Raw genomic sequence first — 26,146 nt, forward strand, 5'->3', positions numbered from 1 at the left:
GCTTCTTAATGACAAACCCCGCATCATGGCGGGGTTGTTTTCTTGCGGTACAGCGGTTTTCTAACTGATTAACTGTTTACTAAGGCCTGGGTTGGCCTGAATCAGACGCATTAATTTCAGTTCGGTGATGGAGGGCTTGAGTCGTCTGGACTCCCATTCCTGCACCATCGTTACGCTAACCCCCATCACCTGAGCAAAATCATCGATTTTTAGTCCGGTACTTTTACGTAGCTGCTCAAACTCCGAGAAGGCGCTGGGTTTCTGACTCAGGCTAACGGCCTGATTATCTTTAAAAACAATCTGCTCAAGACTGCTAAGCAGCTCAATCATTGGATCTTTATATTCCATTGAGAACTCCTCATAAATCACACAGCGAGAACGTGAACGCAAAGAAGCCTATTAACTGTAGCTGGATTTAAAGCGTGCGTGGGATCACGCGAGTGGCTAAACGTGCTGCAAAAAATGCTTATGCGTTTCAGCTGAATACGCAGTCGAAGTAAGCGCTTGAAAAGCCATAGATGCAGGCTTTTAGTATAAATATGTAAATAGTTATGCGGTTTATGACATCATGCCTGAGGCAGAGGTGCTGGCCGCAGCGGGCAAAGATAAAATTTTGCTGGACTGTCTAATGTACTCACATTAAAAAATAACTCATCCGCTGATGCGGTACAAAACCAAATAAAATTAGATTGGCCGTTATTAATTAGATGTCTAATGAATTAATTGTGTGTTTTGTTTTGCTGTCGTTTATTTATCCTGCGTTTCACTGTCGGTGCTATACGTTGTATTTTGCGGTATCTGAATATAAAAAGATGTGTTTTTAACATTTACCATTAATTCAATGATTTCAATTCCTTAATACCTAATCGTGGTTTTAAATAAAGGAACTTTATTTTGAAAAAATCTCTGGCAATCTCGGCATTTGCTTTATCTCTTTTATTTCCTGTATTAGCCCAGGCTGAAGATGGAAAAGCTTATTTAACCGTTGGCGGCGGCGTCGCGTTTGCGCCGGCTTATCAGGGGGCGGATAAATATCGGCCAACGGCGCTTTACGATTTGAGCATCGGCTACAGTCACGGAAGCTGGGGCAGCGTGAGTCTTGGGAATAATGGCCTTAGTTGGGCGCTGCCGCTGGATGAGCCTTTTGGCGTGGCGCTCTTGCTTGATTACGACTCAGGCCGGGATGAAGTTATTAAGACGCTCGATGGCAAAGACAGAACGCTTAAGGGCATGGGCGACCTGGGGGGCGCTTTGCAGGCGGGCGTGGAGCTAAGCTATCTGTTGGATCCCTTCCGCAGCTATGTAAAGGTGCTACAGGCGACGAAGAAAAGGCATTATGGCGGAGAGGATTTAGGCCGCACTTTACTGGCTGAGCTGGGGGTTGGCACCGTAACGCCTCTTAACGATCGGTTCTCTCTGCAAACAAATCTCTCCACAACGTGGGCGAACAGCGGCTATCAACGCGGCTATTTTGGCGTGACTCCCGAGCAGGCGCAGCGCACGGCCTTTTCTACCTGGCGACCAGGCAGTGGTTTTAAGGATGTCACGCTGACCGCAGCGCTAAATTATGAATGGACCCAAAATATTGCGCTACAGGCGGGGGCGGGAGTCACCGCCTTAGTGGGTGATGCCGCCGACAGCCCAATTGTTGCAAAGAAAGTGGCCACGCTGAGTTTTGTCAGCGCCAGCTACAGTTTCTGATATTAGTCCTGGACGAGAATGTGTTTGCATAAGCGGCCAGATTAGCGGCCGCTTTATTATTTACTCTGCATGACTAAACCTTGCAAAATAGAAGGTCTTTGTTATTCCTCAGCCAGTGCCTTGCCAAAGTTCAGGCTGAGAGAGGCAAAGCTTGCTCAGAGCGGAAAGAGATTATCGCGAAAGGGTATCTTGCGAAGGGCGGTTGGACTATTCTTAGCATCGTTATTGGGTGGCATTTGCCAGGTAGTGCATTGGTGACAGGAGTAGAAATGATGGCGACAGGTAAGTCCTGGTCTCGCTGGTTTGCGCCGCTGGCGGCGTTATTAATGGTGGTGAGCCTGAGTGGTTGCTTCGATAAAGAAGGCGACCAGCGCAAGGCGTTCATCGATTTTCTGCAAAACACGGCTATGCGTAGCGGCGATCGCCTGCCGACGCTAACGTCCGATCAGAAAAAACAGTTTGGCCCGCTGGTCTCTGACTACGCCATTCTGTACGGTTTTTCCCAGCAGGTTAGCCAGGCCATGGACGAAGGCATGAAGCCGGTTGTGGATAGCGTGAACAGCATCCGCGCTCCGCAGGATTACATGACCCAGCGCGACGCGCTGCGCCAGGCTAACGGTTCGCTGAACGTTTTGGGTCAGCAGGTTCAGAATGCCAAGATGCAGGCCGACGGTGCGCTTGCAGCGCTGAAGCAGCCTGACGATCTGAAAACCGTTTACTATCAGGTTTACCAGAAAGTTGTCACCGGCCCGGCGAACGCTATGGCACCGCTGATCCCAGCCGCGCAGACCCTGACCCAGCAGCTGGTGCAGGTGGGTGATTTTATCGCGCAGCAGGGAACGCAGGTTGGCTTTGCTAACGGCGGGATTCAGTTCCCGACTTCCCAGCAGGCAAGCCAGTACAACTCGCTGATTGGTCCGCTGTCCGCTCAGCACCAGGCATTTACTCAGGCCTGGGCCGCAGCGCAGACGGCTACGCAGTAAGTTTTATGCTCTAAGAAAAAGCGGAGCGCTTCACGGCGACTCCGCTTTTTTTATGGCTGATATTCTCGATAAAAGTATGGCCTGCTGGGTTATTTAATAAACGCTTTTTATTTACTTGCCGGATTTTAAAATATACCCTTTTAAAAGGACTTAATAATTAGCACGGAGCGGCTATGTATTACACATCCTGCTTTACTGAAGAATACAAGGATGTGTGCCAGCAGCAAAAAACTGAAGATATCAGATTTACTAAGGGTGTTATTTATCTGTTAAAGAATGGTGGCGTTATTGGTGATATGTTGAAGATTTACTTTTCCGAGCTTTTTAAATTTAAGACATCTGCACAACTAAAATACATCCAGAAAAAACTGATGGCTGTAAATGTCCATGTTGCTACTGGAGCCTTTATCAAGAGTGGGTTTGCATTAGCTATTGCAAGTTCAGTTGCTATTAAAATGAGGTTGAGTTTCAACATACAGATGTTAGCAGGCCATATGTCGAGTGGAGTAATAATGGCGACGGGCATGTATGGTTCAGTTCAGAAAGCCGCAGATAGTGCACAGCGACTTAGTGCCTCGTATCCTGGCTACTATGCTGCGCTATACGCACAAGGTCTGGAAATGATGTATTTCCTCATAGAGCCATTGTTTCAACATTCTCGTGCACGGGATGTACTTCGAGCATCAGATGACGAAATTATCGACATTGTCACTGGCATGGCTCGATAACTATGATGAATCTGATAAAGAGATTTTTTAGGCGGGTGTTTAAGTCTCTTGTTGGGCTATATGCCCCGCAGTTAATCATCATTGTATACGCAGTAGTGCAGATTCACTTTTTTCCAGGTGCTCCACTTTGGCTTGTGCCAGTTTTCGCTATATTCATAATTTATATATTTGCACGCTATGTAAGATGGTAGTGGGCATATTGCTTCTTAATTGCAGGAAATGATTCCATAGTTATGATGAATATGATTAAAAGATTCCTTAAGCGACTTTTTAGATCTTTATTGTTCCCCTCTATTCCTACAGCAGCAACGGCCTTGTTCGCTATTCTCTGGATCTATTTTTTTCCTGATGGCCCCATCTGGCCTGTTGGTGCTTTCGCCATGTTTATGATTTATATCGTTGCCAGATACTTAAGATGGTGATGTGCAGGGCAATCTATCGTGGCTTATTGATAAAATAATTATATTTATATGCGCGTAAACATAAATACAGGAAATGATTATGCGGTATAAGACTTAGGCTGAGTCCGTCTTATACCGGCATAACGTCATTTATTCGACGGGCTAGCTTTTTTCTGGCCCGCCGAAAAAACTATTTCAGCACCTGCGGATTGACGCAGTTCACTTCCACCTTGCCGGTTAGCGCGGTAATCAGGTTTTCCACCGCGCATTCCGCCATGCCGTAGCGGGTTTCATGGGTGGCGGAACCGATGTGCGGCAGGGCGACTACGTTCGGCATGCCGAGCAGCGGGGAATCCAGCGGCAGCGGCTCCTGTTCGAACACATCCAGCCCGGCGGCGTGAATTTTTCCCGCTTCCAGCGCCTGAATCAGCGCTTTCTCGTCCACCACCGGGCCGCGGCCGACGTTGATTAAAATGGCGGAAGACTTCATTTTCGCGATTTGTTCTGCGCCAATCAGGTGGCGGGTTTCGTCGCTCAGCGGCAGCAGAATACAAACGAAGTCAGACTCGGCCAGCAGAGTATCGAGGTCACAGTAGCGGGCGTTAAAGCGCTCTTCCGCTTCTTTATGCTGGCGGCGGGCGTTGTACAGAATCGGCATGCTGAAGCCGAAATGCGCCCGCTGCGCCAGCGCCAGACCGATGCGCCCCATTCCCAGAATGCCGAGCGTTTTATGATGCACGTCGATACCAAACCAGTCAGCGCCAATACTGCTTTGCCATTCGCCCACCTTCACGCGCTCGGCCACTTCCACCACGCGGCGTGCGCTGGAGAGGATCAGCGCCATGGCGGTGTCGGCGACGGTTTCGGTCAGCACCGTTGGGGTGTGCATCAGCACAACGCCGCGTTCGTTCAGGGCGTCCACATTGAAGTTATCGTAGCCGACTGAAACGGTAGAAGCCGCGCGCAGCTTTGGTGTATTAGCGAGAAACCCAGCGTCGACTTTGCCCCCAGATCCTAAAATCCCTTCTGCATTGGCGAACAGCGCTGCGTTCGCTTGCACGGTTTCCGGGCTGATGTCGTCCAGTTGAGTGACGGTAAAGTGGCTTTCAAGGCGGGACAGCAGGTTGTCAGGCAGCGCCTTGTAGAGGATGACGGACGGCTTCATGAGATTCTCCGTTTTCGGTTAAACGCGAACCGGGCGACAGAGCGCCCGGTGCGGAGTCAGGCGTGATGTGCGCCGGACGGGATTTGTTGATGATGAGCAGGCTTCACAATCAGAGTAAGCCATACCGAGGCGAGCAGCGCCAGCCCCATAAAGACATAGGAGGCAGACGGGCTGCCGGTGGCACCGTTCAGATAGCCCACAAACCAGGAGCCGACGAAGGAGCCCAGCGCGCCCATGCTGTTAATTAAGGCCATCGCGCCGCCGGCAACGTTCTTCGGCAGCATCTCCGGGATAATGGCGAAGAACGGGCCATAAGGGGCGTACATGGCCGCGCCGGCGATCACCAGCAGCGTATAAGACACCCAGAAATGGTTGGCGCCAACCAGCCACGAGCCGAGGAACGCCAGAGCGCCAATCAGCAGCAGCGGCCAGACAAACAGCTTCCGGTTTTGCATTTTGTCCGACGCCCAGGAGACGGCGATCATCGCGATGGTCGCGGCCAGATAAGGCACGGAAGAGAGCCAGCCGACCTCCACCATTCCCATGCCTGCCGCGCCCGCGCTGCGGATAATCGACGGCAGCCACAGCACGAAACCGTACACGCCGATGCTCCAGGCAAAATACTGCATACACAGAATAACCACGTTACGTGACCGGAAGGCTTCACTGTAGTTACGCACGGCTTTGATACCTTCCTGCTCTTTCTGTAACTGCGCCTGCAGTGCGGATTTTTCACTGTCGGACAGCCAGCCCACCTGGGCCGGTTTATCTTTTACCAGCATCCACCAGGCAAACGCCCAGATAACCGCCGGGATCCCTTCGATGATAAACATCTCGCGCCAGCCGAAGGCCTGAATCAGGTAGCCCGAAACGACCGACATCCACAGCACGGTGACCGGGTTGCCGAGGATCAGGAAGGTATTGGCGCGTGAGCGTTCGGATTTGGTAAACCAGTTGCTGATGTAAATCAGCATCGCTGGCATCACCGCCGCTTCTACCACGCCGAGGACAAAGCGGATGGCGGCCAGCATTGGAATGTTACTCACCACGCCGGTGAGTGACGCACAGCCACCCCACAGAATCAGGCAGACGAAGATAAGTTTGCGCACGCTGCGGCGCTCGGCGTACATCGCCCCGGGGATCTGGAAGAAGAAGTAGCCGAGGAAAAACAGCGCCCCCAGCAGCGATGAAATGCCTTTGGTGATGCCGAGATCGTCGTTGATGCCTGCGGCGGAGGCGAAACTGAAATTAGCGCGGTCGAGGTAAGCCAGGCTATACGTGATAAACACGATAGGCATGATGTACCACCAGCGCTTTGGCGCGATTGTCTGGTTTTTCATGAGAAAGCCTCTGTTTTGAGGTTAACCGTATCGCTTTGTATGTAGGGTACAGAGCGATGGGGTCGGGTTTATTCGCCCAGTGCGCTTCGGGTCGGTAGCCCTTCGCTGTCACCGATGACCTGTATTGCCAGTGAGCCGATTTTGTTGCCCCGGCTGACGGCCTGATGCAAAGATTTCCCTTCCAGCAGGGCGCTTATCACCCCGACCGCAAAGCCGTCTCCGGCCCCCACGGTGTCCACTACGTTTTCCACTTTTACCGCCGCGACGGCGCCTTTCTCGCCGTCTGCGGTTTTATACCAGGCACCATCCGCGCCGGTTTTTAGCACCACGACCTTCACGCCCTGATGCAGATAAAAATCGGCGATCCCTTCAGGCGTGTTTTGACCGGTCAGCACAATGCCCTCCTTAACACCGGGCAGCACCCAGTCGGCCTGGAATGCCAGCTGATTAATCTGCTTCACCATTTCGGCTTCGCTGCGCCACAGCACCGGGCGCAGATTTGGATCGAAGGAGAGTGTTTTTCCCTGCTGTTTCATCGTTTTGGCCGCGTGGTTCAGCAGCGCCAGAGAGGTTTCTGAGAGTGCCGCCGCCACGCCGCTCAGGTGCAGATGGCGAGCCGAAAGAAAGTACTCCGCATTGAAGTCAGCCACCGACAGATGGCTGGCGGCAGAGTCTTTACGGAAATATTCCACAATGGGATCGGTTCCATCTTCGACTTTGGATTTGAGCTGAAAACCGGTGCGATACTGCCCATCGACGTTCACACCGCGGCTGTCGATGTTTTCTTTCGCCAGCTGTTGCAGCACGTAGCGGCCAAAGGAGTCATTGCCTACGCGGCTTACCCAGCCCACGTTCAGGCCCAGGCGAGCCAGCCCCGTGGCGACATTTAACTCCGCGCCAGCCGCGCGTTTCACAAAATGTTCGGCGGCGGCAAGATCGCCGGTTTCGCTGGCGACAAACATCGCCATCGCTTCACCTATCGTGATGACATCCAGCTGATGCATGGTTATTCCTCGCGTAAAAGATTGACGTAATGACGGGTAACCGCGACCAGGTCTCGTCCTTCCAGCGGAAACTCAATGCCGCGTGGGACATCTCCCGGCAGCATATCCAGCAGCCCTTTCCAGTCTGAACTGGCGTCATCCAGCGCTACAGCGCGGTAACGGTTATGCCGGGCAGTCGCTGTTTTAACGTGGATATAGCTTACGGAAGGTGCCAGCGCGCTGGCGGCCTGCTGTGGAGAGTCGTCCACCCACAGCCAGTTGGCCATATCGAAGGTGAGTGTCACCGGCAGATTGTGAACGCCGCAGGCGGCCTGGAAGCGCTGCATCGGCGCAAGTTTGCCGCCGTCGGTTTGGTCGTTTTCCACCACCAACGCAACGGGGCTTTCGCTGAGCCACTGTTTCAGCGTGTCGAATGCCCGGGTATGGTTAAAATGCCCCAGAGAGAGCTTCAGCCAGCGGGCTTTTAACTGGTGGGCTTCCTGCAGAAGCGATGGGATCAGCGGGTTTAGATTGCCTTCACCCGTGAACAGCGGCTCCGGTGCGGAATAGCAGGCCTCAAGCCCGTTCTGGGTAATTTCGCCGGCCACGGTCGACAGAAAATCTAGCTGGCTGGTGGTGAACAGTTCGCGGCGGATTTCGACGCCGTCGGCCCCCGCTTCAGCAATGATGGGCAGCACCGCCTGTTGGCCACCGAGGGCGGCAAGGCGGTCGTGGCCGTAGGCGGCGGTGACGACAATAATTTTTCGCGGCATGGTGGTCTCCAGGCGATAACAACGAACGACGGATGCTATTTACGCTAGATGGAACCGGTTCCAAAGAAAAGATCATGCTTACCAATTTTTGAGCGCCATCACGAACAAAATATTTAGCGAGAGGTGGAGCCGCGCACGATAAGCTCGCCGGAGAATAGCTGTTCACGTACTGTTTCAGCGGCGCCCTCAATGCGCCTCACGACCTGCTCCAGCGCGGCGTAGCCTATTTGCCAGGTGGGTTGCTTGAGCGTGGTAATACCGACCCCGGCAAGCTCCGCCCACTCCAGCTCGTCAAACCCCAACAGCCCGATATCGCTGCCCCAGCTCAGGCCGAGGCGGCGCATTGCGCGGGCAACCTGCAGCGTTAGCGCGCCGTTGGCGGAGATCACCGCTTTACGCATACCGCGGTGGCGGGAGTGGAACTCGCGAAGCGTGTTGTCTATTCGTTCTGCTTCATGCAGCGGTGTTTCGGCATTTTCGGCAATTATGCCGGAATGGCAGGCTAATGTGCTGCGAAATGCTCGCAACCGCTCATGGCGGGTGTTCACCATGCCAAGCGGTTCGCTCAGGAAAAGGAGAGCTTCGAAGCCCTGCTCGATGAGATGTTCGGTGGCGGTTGTCGCGGCCTGAATATTATCCAGCCCGACCATATCACAGGCAAAGTCCGGGATTTTGCGGTCGATAAGCACCATCGGCAGCGCGGACTGTTGCAGGCGGTTAAGCCCCTCTTCACGCATGCCGACCGCATTGACCACGATCCCCTCCACCTGGTAGCTGCGCAGCAGGTCGAGATAATGTAGCTCCTGATCGACTTCGTTGTTGGTATTACACACCAGTGGCGTAAAGCCTTTCTCGCGGCAGGCGGCTTCTATACCGCTCAGCACGTCAACGGAATAGGGGTTGGTGATGTCGGCAATGATCAGCCCGATGAGGCGGGTGCGCCCTCGCTTCAGGCCGCGTGCCATCTGGCTCGGGCGGTAGTCGAGTTCGGCAATGGCGCGCTCAATGCGCCCACGAAGGTCATCAGACAGCGCATGCTGCTCACCGTTAAGGTAGCGGGAAACGCTGGTCTTTCCGGTCTTCGCCGCTTTCGCGACATCGCTTATCGTAGGGCGCGCTGCCTTGCCGTTCATAGCCGTCTCCAGAGGGTTAACCCTGCGGAGAGTAACATATTTTTATGCGGGGAAAAGTGAGGTGGCGTCTTTACACCGGTCAGGTAAACCGCGCCACGGCCCATTCAATAAATACCCGCAGCCTGGCGCTAAGGTGGCGGTTGGAAGGATAAACCAGGTACATCTGTTCCAGCGGCGGTGGGTAAGCCTCAAGCACGCTGACCAGCCTCCCGCTGTCGAGATACGGCTGGGCGGCAAAGCGAACGACCTGGGTTAAGGCCGCCCCGGAAAGCGCGATGGCGAGATGGGCGTTGCTTTCGTTGACGCTTATCTGATAGCGGTGCTGCATCTCGATGGTTTTTCCCCGATCGACAAAGCGCAGCGGAGAGATGCGGTCATTGCGCGCGTGGCGGTAATGCGCCAACGGGTATCCCTGTTCAAGTTCTTCTGGCCGGGAAGGCGTGCCGTAGCGCTGAAAGTAGTCCGGCGTGGCGCAGGTCACCCAGTCCATAGTAAACAGGCGGCGGGCAATCAGCGTGGAATCAACCAGTGGGCCGCTGCGTATCACGCAGTCCGCATTGTCGTTGATTAAATCGACCAGTCGGTCGCTGACGCCAAGATCTATGGAGATACCCGGGTAGCGTTCAAGAAATTCCGGCAGCGCGGGAATCAGTATCTGGCGAGAGAAAGATCCGCCGACGTCCACGCGCAGCACGCCCTGAGGCTCGGTTTGTGATTCGGTCATGCTGCCTTCCATCTGCTCCAGGTCGGCCAGCCATTTTACGGTGCGGCGGTAGTAGCATTCGCCCTCTTTGGTAACCGATACGCTGCGGGTTGTGCGCTGAAACAGCTTGGTCTGCAGGTGGTTTTCAAGATTTTGAATCAGCTTAGTGACGGTCGCTTTCGGCATGCTCAGAGAGTCAGCGGCACGGGTAAACCCGCCGGTTTCCACCACCCGATTAAACACCCGAATAGCCAGCAAATGATGATCCATAGCTGTCCTCAACGAAAAACCCTGCCTGCGGCAGGGTTTTGTTTATCCACGTAAACAATCATCCACATTGTTTAGCGCTAATCATCCGGCTGTGCAAGGAGAGGCCGAAAACCAGCGTAGCCGAGAGCATCAGCGCCCCGCCAAACAGCATGGCGCTGCTTACGCCATGCCAGTCCACGACTTCACCGCCGATCAGCGCACCTGATGCCAGGGCAATCTGAATCACCGTGACCATCAGCGCCTGGCCTGCTTCCGGCGCGTCCGGCACCGCTTCAAACATCCAGTTTGTGGCGCAGACCGGCACGGCCCCAAAGGCCAGGCCCCACACCAGCACCATTACCGTTGCGCCCGCAAGGCCGCTAAGCAGTGGGGAAACGAGCAGGATAATGGCCAGCATCGCCGTCGCCAGAATGAAGGTCCCGCGCAGGCTGCGCTCCGCCAGGCGTTCCCCGATAAAGGTACCCAGCAGGCCAACTGCGCCGTAGGCCAGCAGCTGGAAAGTGATCGCCGACGGGCTGAGCACAAAGACCTGCTGCAGCAGCGGACGCAGGTAGGTGTAAGCCGAGAAATGGCCCACAAACAGCAGCACAATGGCGATAAGCCCAATGCGAGCCATCGGCAGACGCAGCGGAGAGATCAAATCCTGAACGGTGAGCGCCCGGCCAGGCGGAACGGAAGTCAGCAGGCGAAACTGGGCCAGCAGCGTGATGGCGGCTAAACAGGCGCTGGCAAAGAATGCCGTACGCCAGCCGAACAGGTCGCCGATTAATGCCCCGGCAGGGACGCCGCACACCGCGCCGACGGACACGCCGCTAATGATCAGCGCCACGGCGCGCCCCTGACTCGCTTCCGGCACAAGGTGACGGCCATAGTTCATCGAGAAGGACCAGAACCCGCCGACGGAGATCCCCAGCAGTACGCGACCCAGCAGCATCATCGGGAAGTTAACGGCCAGGGCGGACACCAGGTTTGAGACGACCAACAGCAGCGACAGGCCAAGCATCAGCAGGCGGCGGTCGAGGCTGCCGGAAGCCAGGCTCAGCACCGGGGCCGCGATGGCGGCAACGATGCCTGGCATGGTCACCATCAGCCCGGCGGTGCCGGTGGAAACATTCAGGGAAGGTGCGATGTTGGTCAGCAAACCGATGGGGAGAAACTCGGTGGTAACCATGACAAAGCAGGCCACGGTCAGGGAAAAGACCGCGATCCACGGGGATGTTGCAGGTTTATCTTTATTATTCGACATAGTATTGCGCTTCCGCAGAGACATGCATGAGTGACAGGGATCACAATTTACTCAGTCAACGGCGGTGGATAAATGCAGGATTTATGATTTCACTGTTTCTGTGGGGGAATAATCGAGGGATTTTGTCTGGGAGGAACTTAGAGATATTCCAGGAAGTGTGCCAGCGGTTCCATGTTTTGGTGTTGAGTAAAAATGCATCTATTTAACATGGGAAGTAGGAACTTGAAATTAGTATATCCCATTGACATATCCCGTTGTGAGGGTAGTCTATAATGACGATAAAGTGAACACATCAGGAGGCCGTTGATGGAAAAAACCACCGTATTTAAAAGTAACCGCAGCCAGGCGGTTCGCCTGCCTAAAGCGGTTGCCTTACCGGAAGATGTGAAACATGTCGATATTGTCGCTATTGGCAGAACACGGGTGATCACGCCGGCGGGCGAAAGCTGGGATAGCTGGTTCAATGGCGACAGCGTGACGGCTGATTTTATGTCAGACAGGGAACAGCCGGGCGAACAGCTCAGGGAAGAGTTTTGATGCTTAAATACATGCTGGATACCAATATTTGTATCTTTACCGTAAAGAATAAGCCGCAGATCGTCCGCGAAGCCTTTAATCGATATTACGGGCAAATGTGTATTAGCTCGGTTACGTTGATGGAACTTATTTATGGTGCTGAGAAGTCGCTCTATCCAGAAAAAAATCTGGCCGTTATTGAAGGATTTGCGGCCCGTCTTGAGGTGCTGCCCTACGGCACTGATGCGGCAATACATACCGGGCAGGCTCGGGCTGAACTGGCCAAAAAAGGGACACCGATTGGGCCTTATGACAGCATGATAGCCGGGCATGCTCGATCCCTTGGTCTGGTTGTCGTGACCAATAATCTTCGGGAATTTGAGCATGTACCGGGGCTAAGGTTGGAAGACTGGACTGTGCAGTAACATCGTCTGTATGAACTAAAAAACCGACGCTCTCACGTCGGTTTCGTGGTAAATGAGAGTACTGAATGTGCGTAATTGAAAATCAGAGCCAGCCTGGCTGTGCTTGACTATTTATCCTTGCTAATCCATCGGTCGTTCTGACAAAACGCGGCGTTTTTAAATCTTCAGCCAGCAGGTGAATGAGCTCAAACAGCAAACCGGTAATGTGCTGCTGAGTCTCCACTGAACTTTGCCTGGTCAGCAAAACCACAGTTAAGGCACTGCAATATCCACGTATCGACTCTGAGTCATCGCAAATCGAGTGGGTATTGTTCTTGAAATAATTATCTTCAACCGTGAGCTGCTGAATAAGGTGATCCGGTAAAGGCGCTTCGCACGTCCAGCCCCGCCAGAAGGCGGCCACAAAGCGCCATGCAATCGGTGACATCTTTGCTCTCAACCAGCTCATCAACATAGGCCTGGCTGGCTTCCAGCAGCTCGAACAGATCGTGGGAAGCGCCGAGCGGGGCTTTTATTAACGTCCCTATTGCGGATTCAGTAACTGGTTGAAAGACCAGATTTTCAGTATTAGCGGTTGTGGTACTATCGGCGTTAACCATAGCGTTACTCCTAATCAGTTAACGTTTGTGGTTAGCCCTCGTCTGGTACTCTTAATACCTTTCGGGGGCGTTCTTTTTCAGGAAATCCTGTGCTAGGGTGTGTACCTTTCAGGTCAAACCTTAACCTCGAAGGTACATACAAATTAATGGTCAAATATGACGAAAAACACCCTGGAGCGGGTCGAAATCCTGCTTTTCAGATACGGATCGCACCAGAACTGAAAGCGCAGTTTGAAGTTGCAGCGAAAGAGGCCGGAATGAGTCTGGGAAACTGGCTGAAAACGCTTGGACGGAAGGAGTTGGAGCAAAATGGAATTGAACCTAAAGGATAGTTTCCACACTCTTAGCTCTGTTATATATTTAAAATCTAATTCAAGATATAACACTAAATATTAATTGGAAAAATATATATAGTTTGAGGTTTTATGGACGTTAAAAAAATACAGGATCCATTTTTTTCACTGAAATCGCCGTTCAATATTTTTTCTTCTGAAGAAGAATTGAGTAAATTACTTCTTAATTCCTCACATATTAAAAATATTCTATATCAGCCAGAGAAGTTGTCTATAAAATCTATAGATGGAATAGTTTTTGAGAATGTATCACTGTCAAAAACAACCTTGAGTAATATCACAATAAAAAAATGCAAATTTATTGATTGTCTTTTCATTGGTTGCGTTTTTGATGATGTCAGATTTCATGATTGTATTTTTGAAAGATGTAATTTTTTTAGAGTTAAATTTAATGCATGCTATGGGCGACCATCTCAGTTTGAGAATGCAATTAGAGATAAGAAATATGCAAATATAGCAGTTCATCTATTTGATCAATTAAGGTCTCTTTATAGAATTGAATCTCAAAAAAGATATAAGTCGGAAGCGGAGTATCATTTTAATAAATGGAACTATATTCTTTCTTTCAGTAAAAAACCGCAAAAGAAAGATCTGTTATTTTTTTATGCAAAAAAAATAGTTGTCAAAACATACGGGATTCTTTTCGGCTATGGCTATAGGCTTCGAAATTTAGTCAGAACTACGCTAGTGGCTATTTTGGGGCTAATGTCTGTTAATTTTATTTTTGGGGCTCAGTTGTTTGAGTCTGGTGCTATTGATACTTTTGAAAAAACCATATATTTCACACTAACTACTATGTTCACTTTAGGAGCGTCAGGTTTTGAGAGTCCTACGAATTTAGGCATGTGGTTAATTTTATTAAATATGATATTAGGTATATCACTTTTAACATTTACTGTGAGTGCATTATTTAACAGGATTATAAAATAATGATTGCGGTAGAGTTTGGTAGTAAACATAATGGATTTCCATCTCTCTTATCTGACCGGGATTTACTTATTGTGCACGAGGATTGGAGTCAGGTTGATAGGGAGATGAACAGATTTAAATTATTGGGTTATGATATATCAATTATGCATAGAAAGAAGATGGGTTTCCTATGCGCATCAGGAAGTCTGTTTATGAAACATATAATAGATCAAGGGGTTGTGATTTTTGGTGGAGAGGGTGAAATAAATAGGGCAAGAAAGGAATGGACACCAAAATTAAATTACCAAACAGAGATAAATGAGAATCTTGAACTGTTAGAACTTCTCGGTTTTCTACCTAAAAACAATTATTCTTCATTGTTTGCAATAGATTTGCTAATTATTAGTATAAGGAATATTCTCATTCGTAGATTTGCTGCGGAGGGTATGTATATATTTTCATGGGAACAACTTTTTGATAGTGCTGTAAAATTTAAATGGCTAAGTGAAAGAGATGTTTCAATATTACTAATCTCAAGAAAAATAAAAAATGCGTATAGGAATAAAATATATTTTAATGTAGGGAGAAGTTTTCTAGATGTTTTGATGTCTATAGCTAGGAAAGTCATTGGGTTGAATTTTTATTTGGGGTTTTGTAATAACAAGAAAACAATCTTATCTCTTCCGGAAAGATTTGCTGATAGATCTTATAAGCAACTTCGATCTATTGAAATTATATGCTCTTATTATGGTTATGGACATAATGTAAATCATTTACATGAGATGGTGGCGTCTCCAAGTTATTTCTGTAATGCGAAATTGTAGAGATGAGTAAGTGGAAGTTTATATAGCATTAAGGTTTCTATGAAAGTAAATATCATAAAGTAAAAGGTATATATCTTAAATTAATAAGAGTGCTGTGAATGAAAATTTTTGGACTTACTAATATTCTGTTGCTCTGAGTATGGCTGTTAATGAAAAATATTATAATTCATGGGGTTGAGGTTATGTTGTTGGAGGTGGATTCAGCAATGGTTACTTGGTTTTGAAATTATTTACTAAATTTTTCAGTGTCAAATAGAAATTGATGTTGTTACATTCTTTGCATTAAGGTATCAAATCGAGATGGTTTTATTCTCTGAATGGTTTTTATTTAACTTAAAAAAACCGACGCTCTCACGTCGGTTTCCTTTTTTCCTGCTGAGAAATTAACGCAGTTCCCCGTTCACATCCTGATCGACCGCGAAGCAGGCCACCAGCTGGCCGTTGCCGTAGTCTTTCAGCTGCGGCTGAAGCTGGGTGCATGGCCCGAAGCGGCGGCTGCAGCGGGCGTTAAAGGCGCAGCCCGGCGGCGGGTTCAGCGGGCTTGGCAGCTCGCCGGTCAGCTTGATGCGTTCGCGACGTTCGTCCGGGTTCAGGCGCGGCGTGGCGGACAGCAGCGCCTGGGTGTACGGGTGGCGCGGGTTAGAGAAGATCTGCTCTTTGCTGCCTTTCTCCACGCAGCGGCCCAGGTACATCACCATCACTTCATCGGCAATGTGCTCCACCACCGACAGGTCGTGGGAGATGAACACGTAGGACAGCCCCAGATCCTGCTGCAAATCCATCATCAGGTTCAGTACCTGAGCACGAACGGACACGTCCAGCGCGGAGACTGGCTCATCGGCAATCACCACGTCCGGGTCAAGCATCAGGCCGCGGGCGATAGCGATACGCTGGCGCTGGCCGCCGGAGAACATGTGCGGATAGCGGTCGTAATGCTCGGTTTTCAGACCGACTTTCGCCATCATCTCCAGCGCTTTTTCACGGCGCTCGACTTTGCTCAGGCTGGTGTTGATTTGCAGCGGTTCTTCCAGGATCTGCCCCACTTTTTTACGCGGGTTCAGCGAGCCATACGGGTTCTGGAAGACGATCTGGATTTTCTGCCGGCGCAGCTTTTCCGCCGAGGCGTCCGGGATCAGCAGATCCTGGCCCTGGTAGTAAAGCTCCCCGCCGGTCGGCACTTCGATCATGGTCAGCAGGCGGCCGAGGGTGGATTTCCCGCAGCCGGATTCACCGACGACCGCCAGCGTTTTGCCGCGCTCGAGGGTAAAGCTTACGCCGTCCAGCGCTTTTACCAGGCGTTCAGGAGCGAAAAAGCCCTTCTTCACCGGGTAATGTTTTTTCAGGTCGATGGCCTGCAACAGCGGTTGCGTGGTGGCCTGTGGGGTACTCATAGGGTTGGCCTCCCGGCATCATCGAGTGGGTAGTGGCATTTGGACTGACGCCCGTCTGCCAGCAGGGTTAACGCAGGCTCTTCGCTGCGGCATTTGTCGGTCGCATACGGGCAGCGCGGGTTCAGCAGACAGCCGTTCGGGCGGTCGTATTTGCCCGGTACTACGCCCGGCAGCGAGGCCAGACGCGCTTTATCCTGAGCAAATTCCGGCAGCGCACGGAGCAGAGCCTGGGTGTACGGGTGGCGCGGCGCACGGAAGATATCGTGGGACGAACCTGCTTCCACGACCTGGCCTGCGTACATCACGATGATTTTATGGGCGGCTTCGGCAACCAGCGCGAGGTCATGGGTGATCAGGATCAGCGCCATGTTCTCTTTTTGCTGCAGCTCCAGCAGCAGTTCGATGATCTGCGCCTGAATAGTTACGTCGAGCGCGGTGGTTGGCTCATCGGCGATCAGCAGCTTAGGACGGCAGGCGATCGCCATAGCGATCATCACGCGCTGGCTCATGCCGCCGGAAAGCTGGTGCGGGTAAACGTCAAGACGTGAAGCCGGGTCAGGAATCCCCACCTGGGTCAGCAGGTCGATTGCGCGCTGGCGGCGGGTTTTCTTGTTGCCACCCTGGTGCACCTTAATGGCTTCCATAATCTGGAAACCGACGGTGTAGCACGGGTTCAGGCTGGTCATCGGGTCCTGGAAGATCATCGCCACTTCGGCGCCCACCAGGTTGCGGCGCTCTTTCTCAGAAATGCGCTTCAGGTCCCGGCCGTTGAATTCCAGTTTTTCCGGCATCACGCGGCCAGGGAAGTCGATAAGCCCCATAATAGCCAGCGAACTGACGGATTTACCGGAGCCGGACTCGCCCACGATGCCGACAACTTGCCCCTGATCCACGCTATAGCTAATGCGGTCCACGGCACGGAACGGTGCGTCTTCGTCGCCGAAATGCACCGATAATTTATCTACATTTAATAACGCCATCTCGAACCTCTTACTGCTTCAGTTTGGGATCGAGCGCGTCACGCAGACCGTCACCCATCAGGTTAAATGCCAGCACCGTTAGCAGAATCGCAACCCCTGGGAAGGTCACAACCCACCAGGCACTCTGCGCGAACTGCAACACGTCGGCGAGCATGGTGCCCCACTCCGGTGTTGGCGGCTGCGCACCCATGCCGAGGAAGCCAAGGGCGGCCATATCGAGAATGGCGTTCGAGAAGCCGAGCGACGCCTGAACGATCAGCGGCGCAAGGGTATTCGGGAAGATATTCACAAACATCTGGCGAACCGGGCCAGCGCCTGCCACTCGGGAGGCGGTCACGTAATCACGGTTAACTTCCACCAGCACCGCAGCACGCGTTAAACGCACATAGTGCGGCAGCGCGACGAAGGTCAGCGCCAGCGCGGCGTTACCGATGGACGGGCCGAAGATAGCCACCAGCACCAGCGCCAGCAGCAGGCTTGGCAGCGCCAGCATGATATCGACCACGCGCATGATGATGTTGTCCACCACGCCACCGAAGTAACCGGCGACCAGGCCCAGCACAATCCCCATCACCAGCGACAGGACGACCACCAGGCAGCCGACCAGCAGCGACAGGCGAGCGCCGTACATCAGGCGGGAAAGCACATCGCGACCGACGTCGTCGGTGCCGAGGATGTAGCTCCAGCTGCCGCCTTCCTGCCATACCGGCGGGTGCAGCAGCGCGTCGCGGAACTGCTCCGCAGGCGCGTGGGGCGCGAGGAAGTTAGCGAAGATGGCGATGAAGATCATGATGGCGACGTACACCAGGCCGATCACTGCGCCTTTATTGCGTTTGAAGTAGTGCCAGAACTCCTGGAAAGGCGTCATCGGCTTGGGTGCTGCCACCACTTTATTTTCTGTCAGTTGCGTCATGATGGCCCCTTATTTCTTATGGCGTATACGCGGGTTCACCACGCCGTACAGCAGGTCTACCAGCAGGTTGACGAGGATAATCATCGTCGCCACCAGCAGCACGCCGCCCTGGACTACCGGGTAGTCACGACGCTGCAGGGCGTCGATGAGCCAGCGGCCAAGACCCGGCCAGGAGAAGATAGTTTCCGTCAGGATGGCGCCCGCCAGCAGAGTACCGACCTGCAGGCCGATAACCGTGACGACCGGCAGCATCGCGTTGCGCAGGGCATGAACGACGATCACGCGCATGCGGGTCAGACCTTTGGCGCGCGCGGTGCGGATGTAGTCTTCACCCAGCACTTCCAGCATGGAAGAACGGGTCATACGCACGATAACCGCCAGCGGAATAGTACCCAGCACAATGGCAGGCAAAATCATGTGGGCGACGGCGTCAATAAAATCACCCGGCTGGCCCCAGATAGCGGTATCTATCAGCGCAAACCCGGTGAGCGGCAGGGAGTCATCAAGGAACACGGTATCGCTGATGCGTCCGGACACCGGCGTCAGGTTCCAGTGAACCGACACCAGCATGATGAGCATCATGCCCCACCAGAAAATTGGCATGGAATAGCCGGTCAGCGCGAGGCCAACGGCGGTGTGGTCGAAGATTGAACCCCGCTTCACGGCGGCAAGGACGCCCACCGGAATGCCGACGGCAACGGCGAAAATCATCGCGCAGATGCCGAGTTCCAGCGTCGCTTTAAAGCGCGGCACGAACTCGTCCCAGACCGGGAGGCGGCTCTTTAATGAAATGCCCAGATCGCCATGCATTACGCCCCAGATGTAATGGAGGTACTGTTGCCACATTGGCTTGTCGAGACCCATCTCGGCCAACAGTTGAGCATGGCGCTCAGGAGAAATACCGCGCTCTCCGGCCATAATCATCACCGGGTCTCCGGGGATCATATGCACGAAAGCGAAGGTGAGTAGGGTAATACCTATAAACGTGGGGATGACTAACCCCAGTCGTCGGAGGATGAACTGCAGCATATCCCGGATTCTCTGTAGTGACGGAAAGCCTGGTAACTGTTCCGTCTGTATTGCTCACAAATGTTTCCCCCTCTCCCTTTGAGGGAGAGGGTCGGGGCGAGGGTGGACAACGCCAATATCCCTCACCCTAACCCTCTCCCCATGGGGGAGAGGGAATAAAGCACGTTACTTTTATTATTCGACGGACACGTTTTCGAAGTGGTGTTTGCCCAGTGGATCAACCACGTAGCCTTTGACTTCTTTACGTACTGGCTCGAACACGGTGGAGTGAGCGATGATCAGCGCTGGTGCCTGATCGTGCATCACAACCTGAGCCTGTTTGTACAGTTCTACACGCTTGTTGTGGTCGTCGGTGGCGCGAGCCGGCTGAATCAGATCTTCAAACGGCTTGTAGCACCAGCGAGAGTAGTTGGAACCGTCTTTCGCTGCGGCACAGCTGAACAGGGTGGCGAAGAAGTTATCCGGATCCCCATTGTCGCCGGTCCAGCCCATCATGACGGCCTGGTGTTCACCCGCTTTGGCACGCTTCAGGTACTCGCCCCACTCGTAGGTCACGATTTTGGCGGTCACGCCAACTTTCGCCCAGTCAGCCTGAATCATCTCAGCCATGCGGCGAGCGTTCGGGTTGTATGGACGCTGAACTGGCATCGCCCACAGGTCAACGGTGAAGCCTTTATCCTGGCCCGCTTCTTTCAGCAGCGCTTTCGCTTTTTCAGGATCGTAGGTGTAGTCCTTCACGTCATCGTTGTAGCCCCACATGGTTGGTGGGATCAGGTTTTTAGCCGCGGTGCCCGCGCCCTGATAAACAGCTTTGATGATCGCTTCTTTGTTCACTGCGTAGGTCAGCGCCTGACGCACTTTCACGTCGTCAAACGGCTTCTTCTCGGTGTTGAAGGAGAGATAGCCCACGTTCAGGCCAGCCTGTTCCATCAGATTGATGTTCTTGTCTTCTTTCATGCGGGCAATGTCGGCCGGGTTCGGGAACGGCATCACCTGACATTCGTTTTTCTGCAGTTTGGCATAACGCACGGAAGCGTCAGGCGTGATGGAGAAGACCAGGCGATCGATCTGTGGCTTGGTACCCCAGTAGCCCGGGAAGGCTTTATACAGAATACGGGAATCTTTCTGGTACTGCAGCAGCTGGAATGGACCGGTACCGATTGGGTTCAGGTCGGTTTTTTCCGGAGTGCCGGCTTTCATCATGTTGTCCGCATATTCTTTAGAAAGAATAGAGGCGAAGTCCATGGCCATGTCCGCGAGGAATGGTGCTTCCGGACGAGCCAGTACGAACTGCACGGTATTATCGTCGACTTTCTTGATGTCGGTGATCAGGTCAGGCAGGCCCATACCTTCGAAGTATTCGTAGCTGCCGCCAGAAACTTTGTGATACGGGTTATCTTTGTTTTTCTGACGGTCAAAGGAGAATACAACGTCGTCTGCGTTGAAATCGCGAGTCGGTTTGAAGTCTTTATTGTCCTGCCACTTCACGCCTTTACGCAGGTGGAAGGTGTAGGTTTTACCGTCCGGGCTAACGTCCCATTTCTCAGCCAGGCCTGGGATGATTTCGGTGGTGCCGGTTTTAAATTCCACCAGACGGTTATAAATCGGTACGGAGCTGGCATCGTAAGTCGTGCCGGAGGTGAACAGCTGTGGGTTAAAGCCCTCTGGGGAACCTTCTGAACAGTAAACCAGGGTTTTGGCTTGTACGCTTGCTGCAACGGTCATGGCAACCAGGCTCAGACCAAATTTCAGCATCCCTGACTTCTTCAAGGAAATACTCATTATTCTGCTCCAATTATGTGTCGTGTTGTGTTTTGTAACCGTCTGACCATTGTTATTTGTGGGTGGTCGGTACGGTGTGCCCGGAGGCGGTGGTGAGGCTAGCAGTTCCTTTCGCGAGTCATGCGTGGAGGTAGCACAGACGGTCCGTAAATAGCCCCTCTCGTCCTACAATCTGTCAACAGATTAAGGAAACGTCAATACAGGTCACGGGGATTTACAAGCAAGGTGGGATTCGGCGGGCAAAGATTAAAAAAACCTTCCGGGGACATTTCCAGCAGGGAAATTTATGCTACAGGCTTGTTACCAGAATATTGCACTGCTTAATTTGCAACCTATAGCGAGAATCAATTGTCAGGAATAGGTAAAATTTTGTGTTAAACGATGAATTGTTGCACGATTTATTTTGTGATCTGCATCGCCTACAGCGGAAAATGCTGTCAGCCATCATAAGCGACGGCGCAAAAAACCACGGTTTTCCATAACCAAATACGATGCATTATCCCCCGCATAGTGAGACGGCGCAGGACGCAGGGAATGACATAATTATCAGCGAGCGGGATACGACGTTGGGTGGGGCACTGGTGAGCACGGAGGCGGTAGGTGAGCTCATATAAAATGGCTCTTATGTTTATAATTCAGGTAATTAGTTTATATGCTTTTTGAGATGTACTGCCGCATTAAATAATACATAATGTTTCTGTCGGTATAATATTATTACTTTGTTGTCATTTTACTCTGGAGATACAATGAACAAAGGATCCTTTGTTTTTTCAGGCGTTTTCATCGCCCTGCTTAGTGCATGTTCATTTCAGGCCGCAGCGGAAGACTATAGCCGCGTTGATTGCAATCAGGTGGAAGTCAGAAAGGCGCTGATTGAAGCCTATAACGATGTGCTGGATTCCAATAACGCCGGGGTAAAAGTGATTGATGCTTACGATCAGGTCACGGTTAAAGCCGGCAAGGATAAGCTCGAGTGCACCGGAACCTACGATTTCTCTGATGGCGATTCTGCTAAAGTAAAATACAGAACCTACCTGAACAGCATGGGCGAGCCGATTGACGAGTTTGTGCCTGTAGAATAATCACCATGAATGCACCGTCAGGTGCTTTCAGGCGACGAAAAAGCTCATGACCTTCTGGGGTTTTGAGCTTTTTTCATTCTGCGGTAGGGGGCAGCCCCACACAATACTTTCCTCTCTATATACCGGGCTGATTGTCATCGCCGGGTTCGCTTCCGGGCTGCTCTGCCAGAAAATCATCGGCGCTGATACCGTTACGCAGGTGCGCAGTGGCATAGCTAACCAAGGCTCTGAGCTTGGGCAGGGACTGGTGGCGGCCAGGATAATAAATATTTAACCCCGGCACGCTGCGGGCGCTGTTCTCCAGCACGATTTCTAGCTGGCCTTGCGCAAGGTAACGGCTAACCAACGACCGTACCGTATAGATCATCCCGGTTCCGCGCAGGGCAGCCTGAATCAGGCTCAACGGATCGTTCAAGATCAGGGGGCCGTCGACTTTTACCTTCACCGGCCGGCCTTGTTGCGTCAGTTCCCAGCTGTTTACGGCCTGGTTGTGGCGGCTTATCAACAGTGCCGGCAGCTTTTGCAGCTCTTCTATATTCTTTGGTCGGCCGTAGCGCGCCAGGAGGGAAGGAGCACAGACGACAAGATACTCATCCGGCGGTGTTAGCCAGACGGCAACCATATCCCTTTCCACCACATGCCCGAGTCGAATCCCGGCATCAAATCCGCCTTCCACGATATCAATAAACTCGTCTTCGGCCCGGAGCTCCAGCCGGATGTTCGGGTACTGCTCGTGAAAACCCGGCAGCAGGCGATTAATTAATAGCGGCAGGCTGGCGCGGGTGGTATTGATCCGCAGGTTGCCGCCCGGTTGTTCACCGAGTTCCCGGGCTGAGTCCAGGCCGGCGAGAAACATCCCGGCTGCAGGCTTCGCATGCTCAAACAAGCGCTGCCCGGCCTCAGTTAAGCCAACGCTGCGCGTCGTGCGGGAAAAAAGTGGGGCGCCGATACGCTTTTCCAGACGGCTGACCTGCTGGCTTACTGCAGAGGCCGTTAAGCCCAGGCTCCGAGCCGCTGAGCGAAAACCTTGATGCTCCGCCACGGCAAGAAAAACCGCGATACCGTCCAGTTCAGTTGGATCCATTGTTAAGCCCTGCTGCACAAGTTGAGTACATTGGGTCATATTATCAAACAGTCTGGCCGATGTAATACTCCTCTCGCCTACAGAAAGCGGGCCACTCGATGCGGTGTCTAATCCGTTCCGCGGCCTGTCGTTCAATATAAACAGAAGAGTAAACGATGAAACTATACGATCGCCCCGGTTTCCCTAATCCTGCCCGCATTCGCATTGTTATTGCCGCTAAGTCAATGGAACCTGCCATGGAGTTTGTTTCTGTTGATTTAATTGGCGCTGAACACAAGCAGCCAGTCTTTCTTCTGAAGAACCCCATGGGCGTCTTGCCGGTGCTTGAGCTTGATGATGGCACGCTAATCAGCGAGTGTACGGCTATCACCGAATATCTTGATAATTTTGACAACCAACCGTTATTAACCGGGAAAACGGCCAAGGAAAAAGCGGTTATTCATATGATGCAAAAAAGGGCTGAAGCCTGGGTCATGGATCCGGTTGGCGTTTTTTTCCACTACGCTACGCCGGGGCTGGGTGAAGTCCTTCAGGCTTTTAAAGAACCTGACTGGCATGCCCGCCAGGCATTGGGGCTACGCGCAGGGCAGCAGTTAAAAGCGGGGCTGGAATATTTCGAGCAGTTGCTAACCCGTCAGCCTTTTTTGACCAGCGACACGTTTTCAATGGCCGATATTACGCTTTATTGCGGCCTGACGTTTGCGGATGTGCTTGGTTTAATCGGGGAAGAATTTACGACGTTAAGGGCATGGATCAATCGCGTCGCGGAAATACCGTGCGTGCAGCAGCGCAGCGGCCAACAGTTTGTTTATGACGATCTCAAACGTATGGGATTGGTTTAATTACTTTCCTGAAAATGACCTGCTGCTTTGCCCGGTAGCGCCGCTCACTGTGTCGGTTTACCTGAGCAGTCTGTGCTTATCGGATGAGCGGAAACGCTGCACCGGTTAACGAGCAACTGATTGCTCGCAGGCGTGAGGAAGAGACACCGTTCAATATTGGCCGAGCGTTGGAGCGCGATAGTCAGGTGAATTTGGCCGATATTCATATTTAATTTTCTATTTATAAATAGAGTATCTATGTTAACGCGGCGACATGACGTCGCCGCGTTTTACTTAATTCACGGCTTTATCCGGCACGTGACACCAGTTGTTATTCTCGTTTATGCCGCCGTTGGGCGAGGTATAGCCCAGGCAGCCGAGAATGGTGTCGAACAGCTCAACGTGGCGATGCGGCACCTTCATTGCTGCCTGCTTTTGCAGATGTTTAAAGGCGTCGGCAGCCGTTGGGTTTTCCAGGTATTTATCCGAGGCCCAAACCAGCAGCGGGACGCGGAATTGCTCCGGCGGGGCCATTTTCCGCGGCGTGCCGTGCAGGTGCATGGAGTCGCTGATGGATTCACCGTGGTCGGCGGCGTAGAAGACTATCGCTTTCTTGTCGCGCAGCTGATCGAGCACGCTGTCGATCATCGTATCGACATAAAGCACCGAATTATCAAAGGCGTTAATCAGCATCTCCTTTGAACAGCCTTTGCCAAGATCAATACATTCGGGCGTCCATTTCGCATAGCTGCGCGGGTAGCGCTGGGCATAGGAGAAGTGGGATCCTTTGGTATGCAGAATAATCAGATGCTTGCCGTCAGGATTTTGCTCGAGGGATTGTTTCATTTCGTCCACCAGCAGCATGTCGTCTACCGTTCTGCCGCGATTGCGGGGCTCGGCGGCGATTTGTTCGCGGAAGGCAAGGGTGTCCGGCATGGCGTTTTTGTAGAACCAAATTTCGCTCTGCATGGCGTAAAGGTCGGCACTAAACCCCAGCTGTTTTAAGACCGCGAAAATGTTTTGCTCTTTCAGCGTACGCTGAGGGTTATCTTCTGCCCCGCCTTCACGGACGAACATACAGCGCAGCGAGAGTTTGGTGGCGGTGTCGCAGGACTCTCCGCGGAAGGCGACCAGATTTTTCTCTCTGGCGAGCTTTGGCGTGGTGTCGCGATCATAGCCAAATATCCCCATGTGATCCCAGCGCGTCGTTTCGCCAATAATAAACACCACATAAGCATCGTCCAGCCCAGGAGGCGTCACATAGGTGAACGTTTTCGTGGGATTCATCAGCGAGCCGTTGCCGGTGGATTCGTCGGCATTTGCCCAGGCAAAAAGCCCCAGGGAAGAGACCCAGTTGACCGGCACATACGAGCTGGCCACGACGCCGCCGTAGCTAGCCATATCCGTCGTTGAACCCCGTTCATCGTCGGACTGCATTTCGCCCAGTATGCGCAGCGGCGCCCAAACCAACAGCCCTGCGCAGAGCAGGATAGCAATGTTTTTAACGCGCTGGCCGGGGGTTTTTAACTGCTGAAGCAGCGTGTCTTGCGACCTGTTGACCCAGATAAGAAACAGCGGGATAGCGCTGACAAGCCCCATCCAGAGCGCAAAGTGATAACCCACCACCTCTTTCGAAAGGTCGATATCGGTGGTCATCACCGAGGCAATGATGCCGTAGCCGATCACCACGTTGAAGAAGGTCATGTAGTAGCTGGCCGCCACGGAACAAACCACCACGAAGGAGGCCAGGACTCGCCAGAGATGACGGCCAAAAAGCGACAGCAGGCGTAACAGGAAAAATGTCACCAGCAGGCAAGCGATAAACTCTGCGGCGGCGGCCATACCTTTCCAGGCGATAAAGATCTGGGCACGACTATCAAAACGTTGGTAGAAAACAGAGATATTCAAAAACCAGCCAATGTATACCCCAAGCAAAAGGCACAGCTTTTGCTGGGAGAGTGTTTTTATGTAATTCATTCAGGCATCCAGGCGATATAAAAATATAAGCGCTA

At 52.4% G+C, this 26,146-nt stretch carries 26 protein-coding genes; 10 read left to right on the top strand and 16 right to left on the bottom strand.

From position 1 onward, the window contains the following. Positions 1 to 60 precede the first annotated feature (60 nt). Positions 61 to 348, bottom strand: coding sequence for an HTH-type transcriptional regulator (locus tag F3J29_RS16450; protein WP_008457638.1), 288 nt, complete (start codon positions 346 to 348; stop codon positions 61 to 63). Between the two features lie 546 nt (positions 349 to 894). On the opposite strand from F3J29_RS16450, the gene F3J29_RS16455 reads away from it, so the two are divergent. The 3 genes from F3J29_RS16455 to F3J29_RS16465 all read left to right on the top strand — a co-directional run bounded on the left by F3J29_RS16455 (position 895) and on the right by F3J29_RS16465 (position 3,412). Next, on the top strand, positions 895 to 1,701 hold the full coding sequence (locus F3J29_RS16455; RefSeq protein ID WP_166867661.1) for a MipA/OmpV family protein: 807 nt from the start codon (positions 895 to 897) through the stop codon (positions 1,699 to 1,701). 272 nt (positions 1,702 to 1,973) lie between these two features. Then, a complete protein-coding gene (locus tag F3J29_RS16460) occupies positions 1,974 to 2,684 on the top strand; it encodes a DUF3053 domain-containing protein (protein WP_039296391.1) in 711 nt (236 codons plus the stop codon). A 173-nt stretch (positions 2,685 to 2,857) separates the two neighbouring features. Then, positions 2,858 to 3,412, top strand: a complete 555-nt coding sequence (locus tag F3J29_RS16465) for a hypothetical protein (protein ID WP_166867663.1) — start codon at positions 2,858 to 2,860, stop codon at positions 3,410 to 3,412. A 591-nt stretch (positions 3,413 to 4,003) separates the two neighbouring features. Here the strand turns inward: F3J29_RS16465 and ghrB are convergent. From ghrB to F3J29_RS16500, 7 genes are all read right to left on the bottom strand, one after another. Continuing rightward, complete coding sequence (ghrB, locus tag F3J29_RS16470) at positions 4,004 to 4,978, bottom strand: glyoxylate/hydroxypyruvate reductase GhrB (protein ID WP_166867665.1); 975 nt, start codon at positions 4,976 to 4,978, stop codon at positions 4,004 to 4,006. A gap of 56 nt (positions 4,979 to 5,034) precedes the next feature. Next, on the bottom strand, positions 5,035 to 6,318 hold the full coding sequence (locus F3J29_RS16475; RefSeq protein WP_166867667.1) for an MFS transporter: 1,284 nt from the start codon (positions 6,316 to 6,318) through the stop codon (positions 5,035 to 5,037). A gap of 68 nt (positions 6,319 to 6,386) precedes the next feature. Further along, positions 6,387 to 7,322 (bottom strand): sugar kinase, encoded by a 936-nt coding sequence (locus F3J29_RS16480; protein WP_166867669.1) that lies wholly within the window; start codon positions 7,320 to 7,322, stop codon positions 6,387 to 6,389. 2 nt (positions 7,323 to 7,324) lie between these two features. After that, positions 7,325 to 8,074: a sugar phosphate isomerase/epimerase family protein gene (locus F3J29_RS16485; protein ID WP_166867671.1), complete on the bottom strand. Its 750-nt coding sequence runs from the start codon at positions 8,072 to 8,074 to the stop codon at positions 7,325 to 7,327. Positions 8,075 to 8,187: 113 nt separating this feature from the next. Next, positions 8,188 to 9,207 (bottom strand): LacI family DNA-binding transcriptional regulator, encoded by a 1,020-nt coding sequence (locus F3J29_RS16490; protein WP_166867673.1) that lies wholly within the window; start codon positions 9,205 to 9,207, stop codon positions 8,188 to 8,190. 79 nt (positions 9,208 to 9,286) lie between these two features. Then, positions 9,287 to 10,180 carry a LysR family transcriptional regulator gene (locus F3J29_RS16495; RefSeq protein WP_166867675.1) on the bottom strand — a complete coding sequence of 298 codons (894 nt, stop codon included), beginning with the start codon at positions 10,178 to 10,180 and terminating at the stop codon, positions 9,287 to 9,289. Between the two features lie 58 nt (positions 10,181 to 10,238). Next, positions 10,239 to 11,426 (bottom strand): MFS transporter, encoded by a 1,188-nt coding sequence (locus F3J29_RS16500; protein WP_166867677.1) that lies wholly within the window; start codon positions 11,424 to 11,426, stop codon positions 10,239 to 10,241. A gap of 306 nt (positions 11,427 to 11,732) precedes the next feature. Here F3J29_RS16500 and vapB point away from each other — a divergent pair, with 306 nt between their 5' ends. Further along, complete coding sequence (gene vapB, locus F3J29_RS16505) at positions 11,733 to 11,963, top strand: type II toxin-antitoxin system VapB family antitoxin (protein ID WP_166867680.1); 231 nt, start codon at positions 11,733 to 11,735, stop codon at positions 11,961 to 11,963. Further along, a complete protein-coding gene (gene vapC, locus F3J29_RS16510; protein WP_166867682.1) occupies positions 11,963 to 12,367 on the top strand; it encodes a type II toxin-antitoxin system tRNA(fMet)-specific endonuclease VapC in 405 nt (134 codons plus the stop codon). Before vapB ends, vapC begins: the two co-directional genes overlap by 1 nt. Before the next feature lie 329 nt (positions 12,368 to 12,696). On the opposite strand, the gene F3J29_RS22780 is transcribed toward vapC, so the two are convergent. Beyond that, positions 12,697 to 12,966, bottom strand: a complete 270-nt coding sequence (locus tag F3J29_RS22780) for a hypothetical protein (RefSeq protein ID WP_286175419.1) — start codon at positions 12,964 to 12,966, stop codon at positions 12,697 to 12,699. A gap of 146 nt (positions 12,967 to 13,112) precedes the next feature. On the opposite strand from F3J29_RS22780, the gene F3J29_RS16520 reads away from it, so the two are divergent. The 3 genes from F3J29_RS16520 (at position 13,113) to F3J29_RS16530 (ending at position 15,052) form a co-directional block, all read left to right on the top strand. Continuing rightward, on the top strand, positions 13,113 to 13,298 hold the full coding sequence (locus F3J29_RS16520) for a toxin-antitoxin system HicB family antitoxin (RefSeq protein ID WP_166867684.1): 186 nt from the start codon (positions 13,113 to 13,115) through the stop codon (positions 13,296 to 13,298). Between the two features lie 93 nt (positions 13,299 to 13,391). Continuing rightward, a complete protein-coding gene (locus F3J29_RS16525; protein WP_166867685.1) occupies positions 13,392 to 14,249 on the top strand; it encodes a pentapeptide repeat-containing protein in 858 nt (285 codons plus the stop codon). Further along, on the top strand, positions 14,249 to 15,052 hold the full coding sequence (locus tag F3J29_RS16530) for a hypothetical protein (protein ID WP_166867687.1): 804 nt from the start codon (positions 14,249 to 14,251) through the stop codon (positions 15,050 to 15,052). The genes F3J29_RS16525 and F3J29_RS16530 overlap by 1 nt, the downstream gene beginning before the upstream one ends. Before the next feature lie 383 nt (positions 15,053 to 15,435). On the opposite strand, the gene dppF is transcribed toward F3J29_RS16530, so the two are convergent. The 5 genes from dppF to dppA form a co-directional block, all read right to left on the bottom strand. After that, entirely contained in the window at positions 15,436 to 16,443 is a 1,008-nt protein-coding gene (gene dppF / locus F3J29_RS16535) for a dipeptide ABC transporter ATP-binding subunit DppF (RefSeq protein WP_166867689.1), read from the bottom strand. After that, on the bottom strand, positions 16,440 to 17,423 hold the full coding sequence (gene dppD / locus F3J29_RS16540) for a dipeptide ABC transporter ATP-binding protein (protein WP_008457613.1): 984 nt from the start codon (positions 17,421 to 17,423) through the stop codon (positions 16,440 to 16,442). Before dppD ends, dppF begins: the two co-directional genes overlap by 4 nt. A gap of 10 nt (positions 17,424 to 17,433) precedes the next feature. Further along, entirely contained in the window at positions 17,434 to 18,336 is a 903-nt protein-coding gene (gene dppC, locus F3J29_RS16545; RefSeq protein ID WP_085541705.1) for a dipeptide ABC transporter permease DppC, read from the bottom strand. 9 nt (positions 18,337 to 18,345) lie between these two features. Beyond that, a complete protein-coding gene (gene dppB, locus F3J29_RS16550) occupies positions 18,346 to 19,365 on the bottom strand; it encodes a dipeptide ABC transporter permease DppB (protein WP_008457609.1) in 1,020 nt (339 codons plus the stop codon). Positions 19,366 to 19,539: 174 nt separating this feature from the next. Next, complete coding sequence (gene dppA / locus F3J29_RS16555) at positions 19,540 to 21,147, bottom strand: dipeptide ABC transporter periplasmic-binding protein DppA (RefSeq protein ID WP_039288980.1); 1,608 nt, start codon at positions 21,145 to 21,147, stop codon at positions 19,540 to 19,542. 746 nt (positions 21,148 to 21,893) lie between these two features. Here dppA and F3J29_RS16560 point away from each other — a divergent pair. Then, complete coding sequence (locus F3J29_RS16560; RefSeq protein WP_166867691.1) at positions 21,894 to 22,229, top strand: hypothetical protein; 336 nt, start codon at positions 21,894 to 21,896, stop codon at positions 22,227 to 22,229. A gap of 115 nt (positions 22,230 to 22,344) precedes the next feature. Here F3J29_RS16560 and F3J29_RS16565 read toward each other — a convergent pair whose 3' ends face one another. Further along, positions 22,345 to 23,313, bottom strand: coding sequence for a LysR family transcriptional regulator (locus tag F3J29_RS16565; RefSeq protein ID WP_166867693.1), 969 nt, complete (start codon positions 23,311 to 23,313; stop codon positions 22,345 to 22,347). Positions 23,314 to 23,468: 155 nt separating this feature from the next. Between F3J29_RS16565 and F3J29_RS16570 the strand changes: the two genes are divergently transcribed. Further along, positions 23,469 to 24,155 (top strand): glutathione S-transferase family protein, encoded by a 687-nt coding sequence (locus F3J29_RS16570; RefSeq protein ID WP_166867695.1) that lies wholly within the window; start codon positions 23,469 to 23,471, stop codon positions 24,153 to 24,155. A 273-nt stretch (positions 24,156 to 24,428) separates the two neighbouring features. On the opposite strand, the gene eptB is transcribed toward F3J29_RS16570, so the two are convergent. Next, positions 24,429 to 26,111: a kdo(2)-lipid A phosphoethanolamine 7''-transferase gene (gene eptB, locus F3J29_RS16575; protein WP_166867696.1), complete on the bottom strand. Its 1,683-nt coding sequence runs from the start codon at positions 26,109 to 26,111 to the stop codon at positions 24,429 to 24,431. Positions 26,112 to 26,146 lie beyond the last annotated feature (35 nt).

The sequence above is a fragment of the Enterobacter sp. Cy-643 genome (assembly GCF_011752815.1).
Classification (GTDB): Bacteria; Pseudomonadota; Gammaproteobacteria; order Enterobacterales; family Enterobacteriaceae; genus Cedecea.

What these genes read in the sequence shown, in the direction of transcription:
- F3J29_RS16450 (WP_008457638.1), bottom strand. Translation starts at nt 348, where the DNA reads ATGGAATATAAAGATCCAATGATTGAGCTGCTTAGCAGTCTTGAGCAG.
- F3J29_RS16460 (WP_039296391.1), top strand. Translation starts at nt 1,974, where the DNA reads ATGGCGACAGGTAAGTCCTGGTCTCGCTGGTTTGCGCCGCTGGCGGCG.
- F3J29_RS16465 (WP_166867663.1), top strand. Translation starts at nt 2,858, where the DNA reads ATGTATTACACATCCTGCTTTACTGAAGAATACAAGGATGTGTGCCAG.
- ghrB (WP_166867665.1), bottom strand. Translation starts at nt 4,978, where the DNA reads ATGAAGCCGTCCGTCATCCTCTACAAGGCGCTGCCTGACAACCTGCTG.
- F3J29_RS16475 (WP_166867667.1), bottom strand. Translation starts at nt 6,318, where the DNA reads ATGAAAAACCAGACAATCGCGCCAAAGCGCTGGTGGTACATCATGCCT.
- F3J29_RS16480 (WP_166867669.1), bottom strand. Translation starts at nt 7,322, where the DNA reads ATGCATCAGCTGGATGTCATCACGATAGGTGAAGCGATGGCGATGTTT.
- F3J29_RS16485 (WP_166867671.1), bottom strand. Translation starts at nt 8,074, where the DNA reads ATGCCGCGAAAAATTATTGTCGTCACCGCCGCCTACGGCCACGACCGC.
- F3J29_RS16490 (WP_166867673.1), bottom strand. Translation starts at nt 9,207, where the DNA reads ATGAACGGCAAGGCAGCGCGCCCTACGATAAGCGATGTCGCGAAAGCG.
- F3J29_RS16495 (WP_166867675.1), bottom strand. Translation starts at nt 10,180, where the DNA reads ATGGATCATCATTTGCTGGCTATTCGGGTGTTTAATCGGGTGGTGGAA.
- F3J29_RS16500 (WP_166867677.1), bottom strand. Translation starts at nt 11,426, where the DNA reads ATGTCGAATAATAAAGATAAACCTGCAACATCCCCGTGGATCGCGGTC.
- vapB (WP_166867680.1), top strand. Translation starts at nt 11,733, where the DNA reads ATGGAAAAAACCACCGTATTTAAAAGTAACCGCAGCCAGGCGGTTCGC.
- vapC (WP_166867682.1), top strand. Translation starts at nt 11,963, where the DNA reads ATGCTTAAATACATGCTGGATACCAATATTTGTATCTTTACCGTAAAG.
- F3J29_RS22780 (WP_286175419.1), bottom strand. Translation starts at nt 12,966, where the DNA reads ATGGTTAACGCCGATAGTACCACAACCGCTAATACTGAAAATCTGGTC.
- F3J29_RS16520 (WP_166867684.1), top strand. Translation starts at nt 13,113, where the DNA reads ATGGTCAAATATGACGAAAAACACCCTGGAGCGGGTCGAAATCCTGCT.
- F3J29_RS16525 (WP_166867685.1), top strand. Translation starts at nt 13,392, where the DNA reads ATGGACGTTAAAAAAATACAGGATCCATTTTTTTCACTGAAATCGCCG.
- F3J29_RS16530 (WP_166867687.1), top strand. Translation starts at nt 14,249, where the DNA reads ATGATTGCGGTAGAGTTTGGTAGTAAACATAATGGATTTCCATCTCTC.
- dppF (WP_166867689.1), bottom strand. Translation starts at nt 16,443, where the DNA reads ATGAGTACCCCACAGGCCACCACGCAACCGCTGTTGCAGGCCATCGAC.
- dppD (WP_008457613.1), bottom strand. Translation starts at nt 17,423, where the DNA reads ATGGCGTTATTAAATGTAGATAAATTATCGGTGCATTTCGGCGACGAA.
- dppC (WP_085541705.1), bottom strand. Translation starts at nt 18,336, where the DNA reads ATGACGCAACTGACAGAAAATAAAGTGGTGGCAGCACCCAAGCCGATG.
- dppB (WP_008457609.1), bottom strand. Translation starts at nt 19,365, where the DNA reads ATGCTGCAGTTCATCCTCCGACGACTGGGGTTAGTCATCCCCACGTTT.
- dppA (WP_039288980.1), bottom strand. Translation starts at nt 21,147, where the DNA reads ATGAGTATTTCCTTGAAGAAGTCAGGGATGCTGAAATTTGGTCTGAGC.
- F3J29_RS16560 (WP_166867691.1), top strand. Translation starts at nt 21,894, where the DNA reads ATGAACAAAGGATCCTTTGTTTTTTCAGGCGTTTTCATCGCCCTGCTT.
- F3J29_RS16565 (WP_166867693.1), bottom strand. Translation starts at nt 23,313, where the DNA reads ATGGATCCAACTGAACTGGACGGTATCGCGGTTTTTCTTGCCGTGGCG.
- F3J29_RS16570 (WP_166867695.1), top strand. Translation starts at nt 23,469, where the DNA reads ATGAAACTATACGATCGCCCCGGTTTCCCTAATCCTGCCCGCATTCGC.
- eptB (WP_166867696.1), bottom strand. Translation starts at nt 26,111, where the DNA reads ATGAATTACATAAAAACACTCTCCCAGCAAAAGCTGTGCCTTTTGCTT.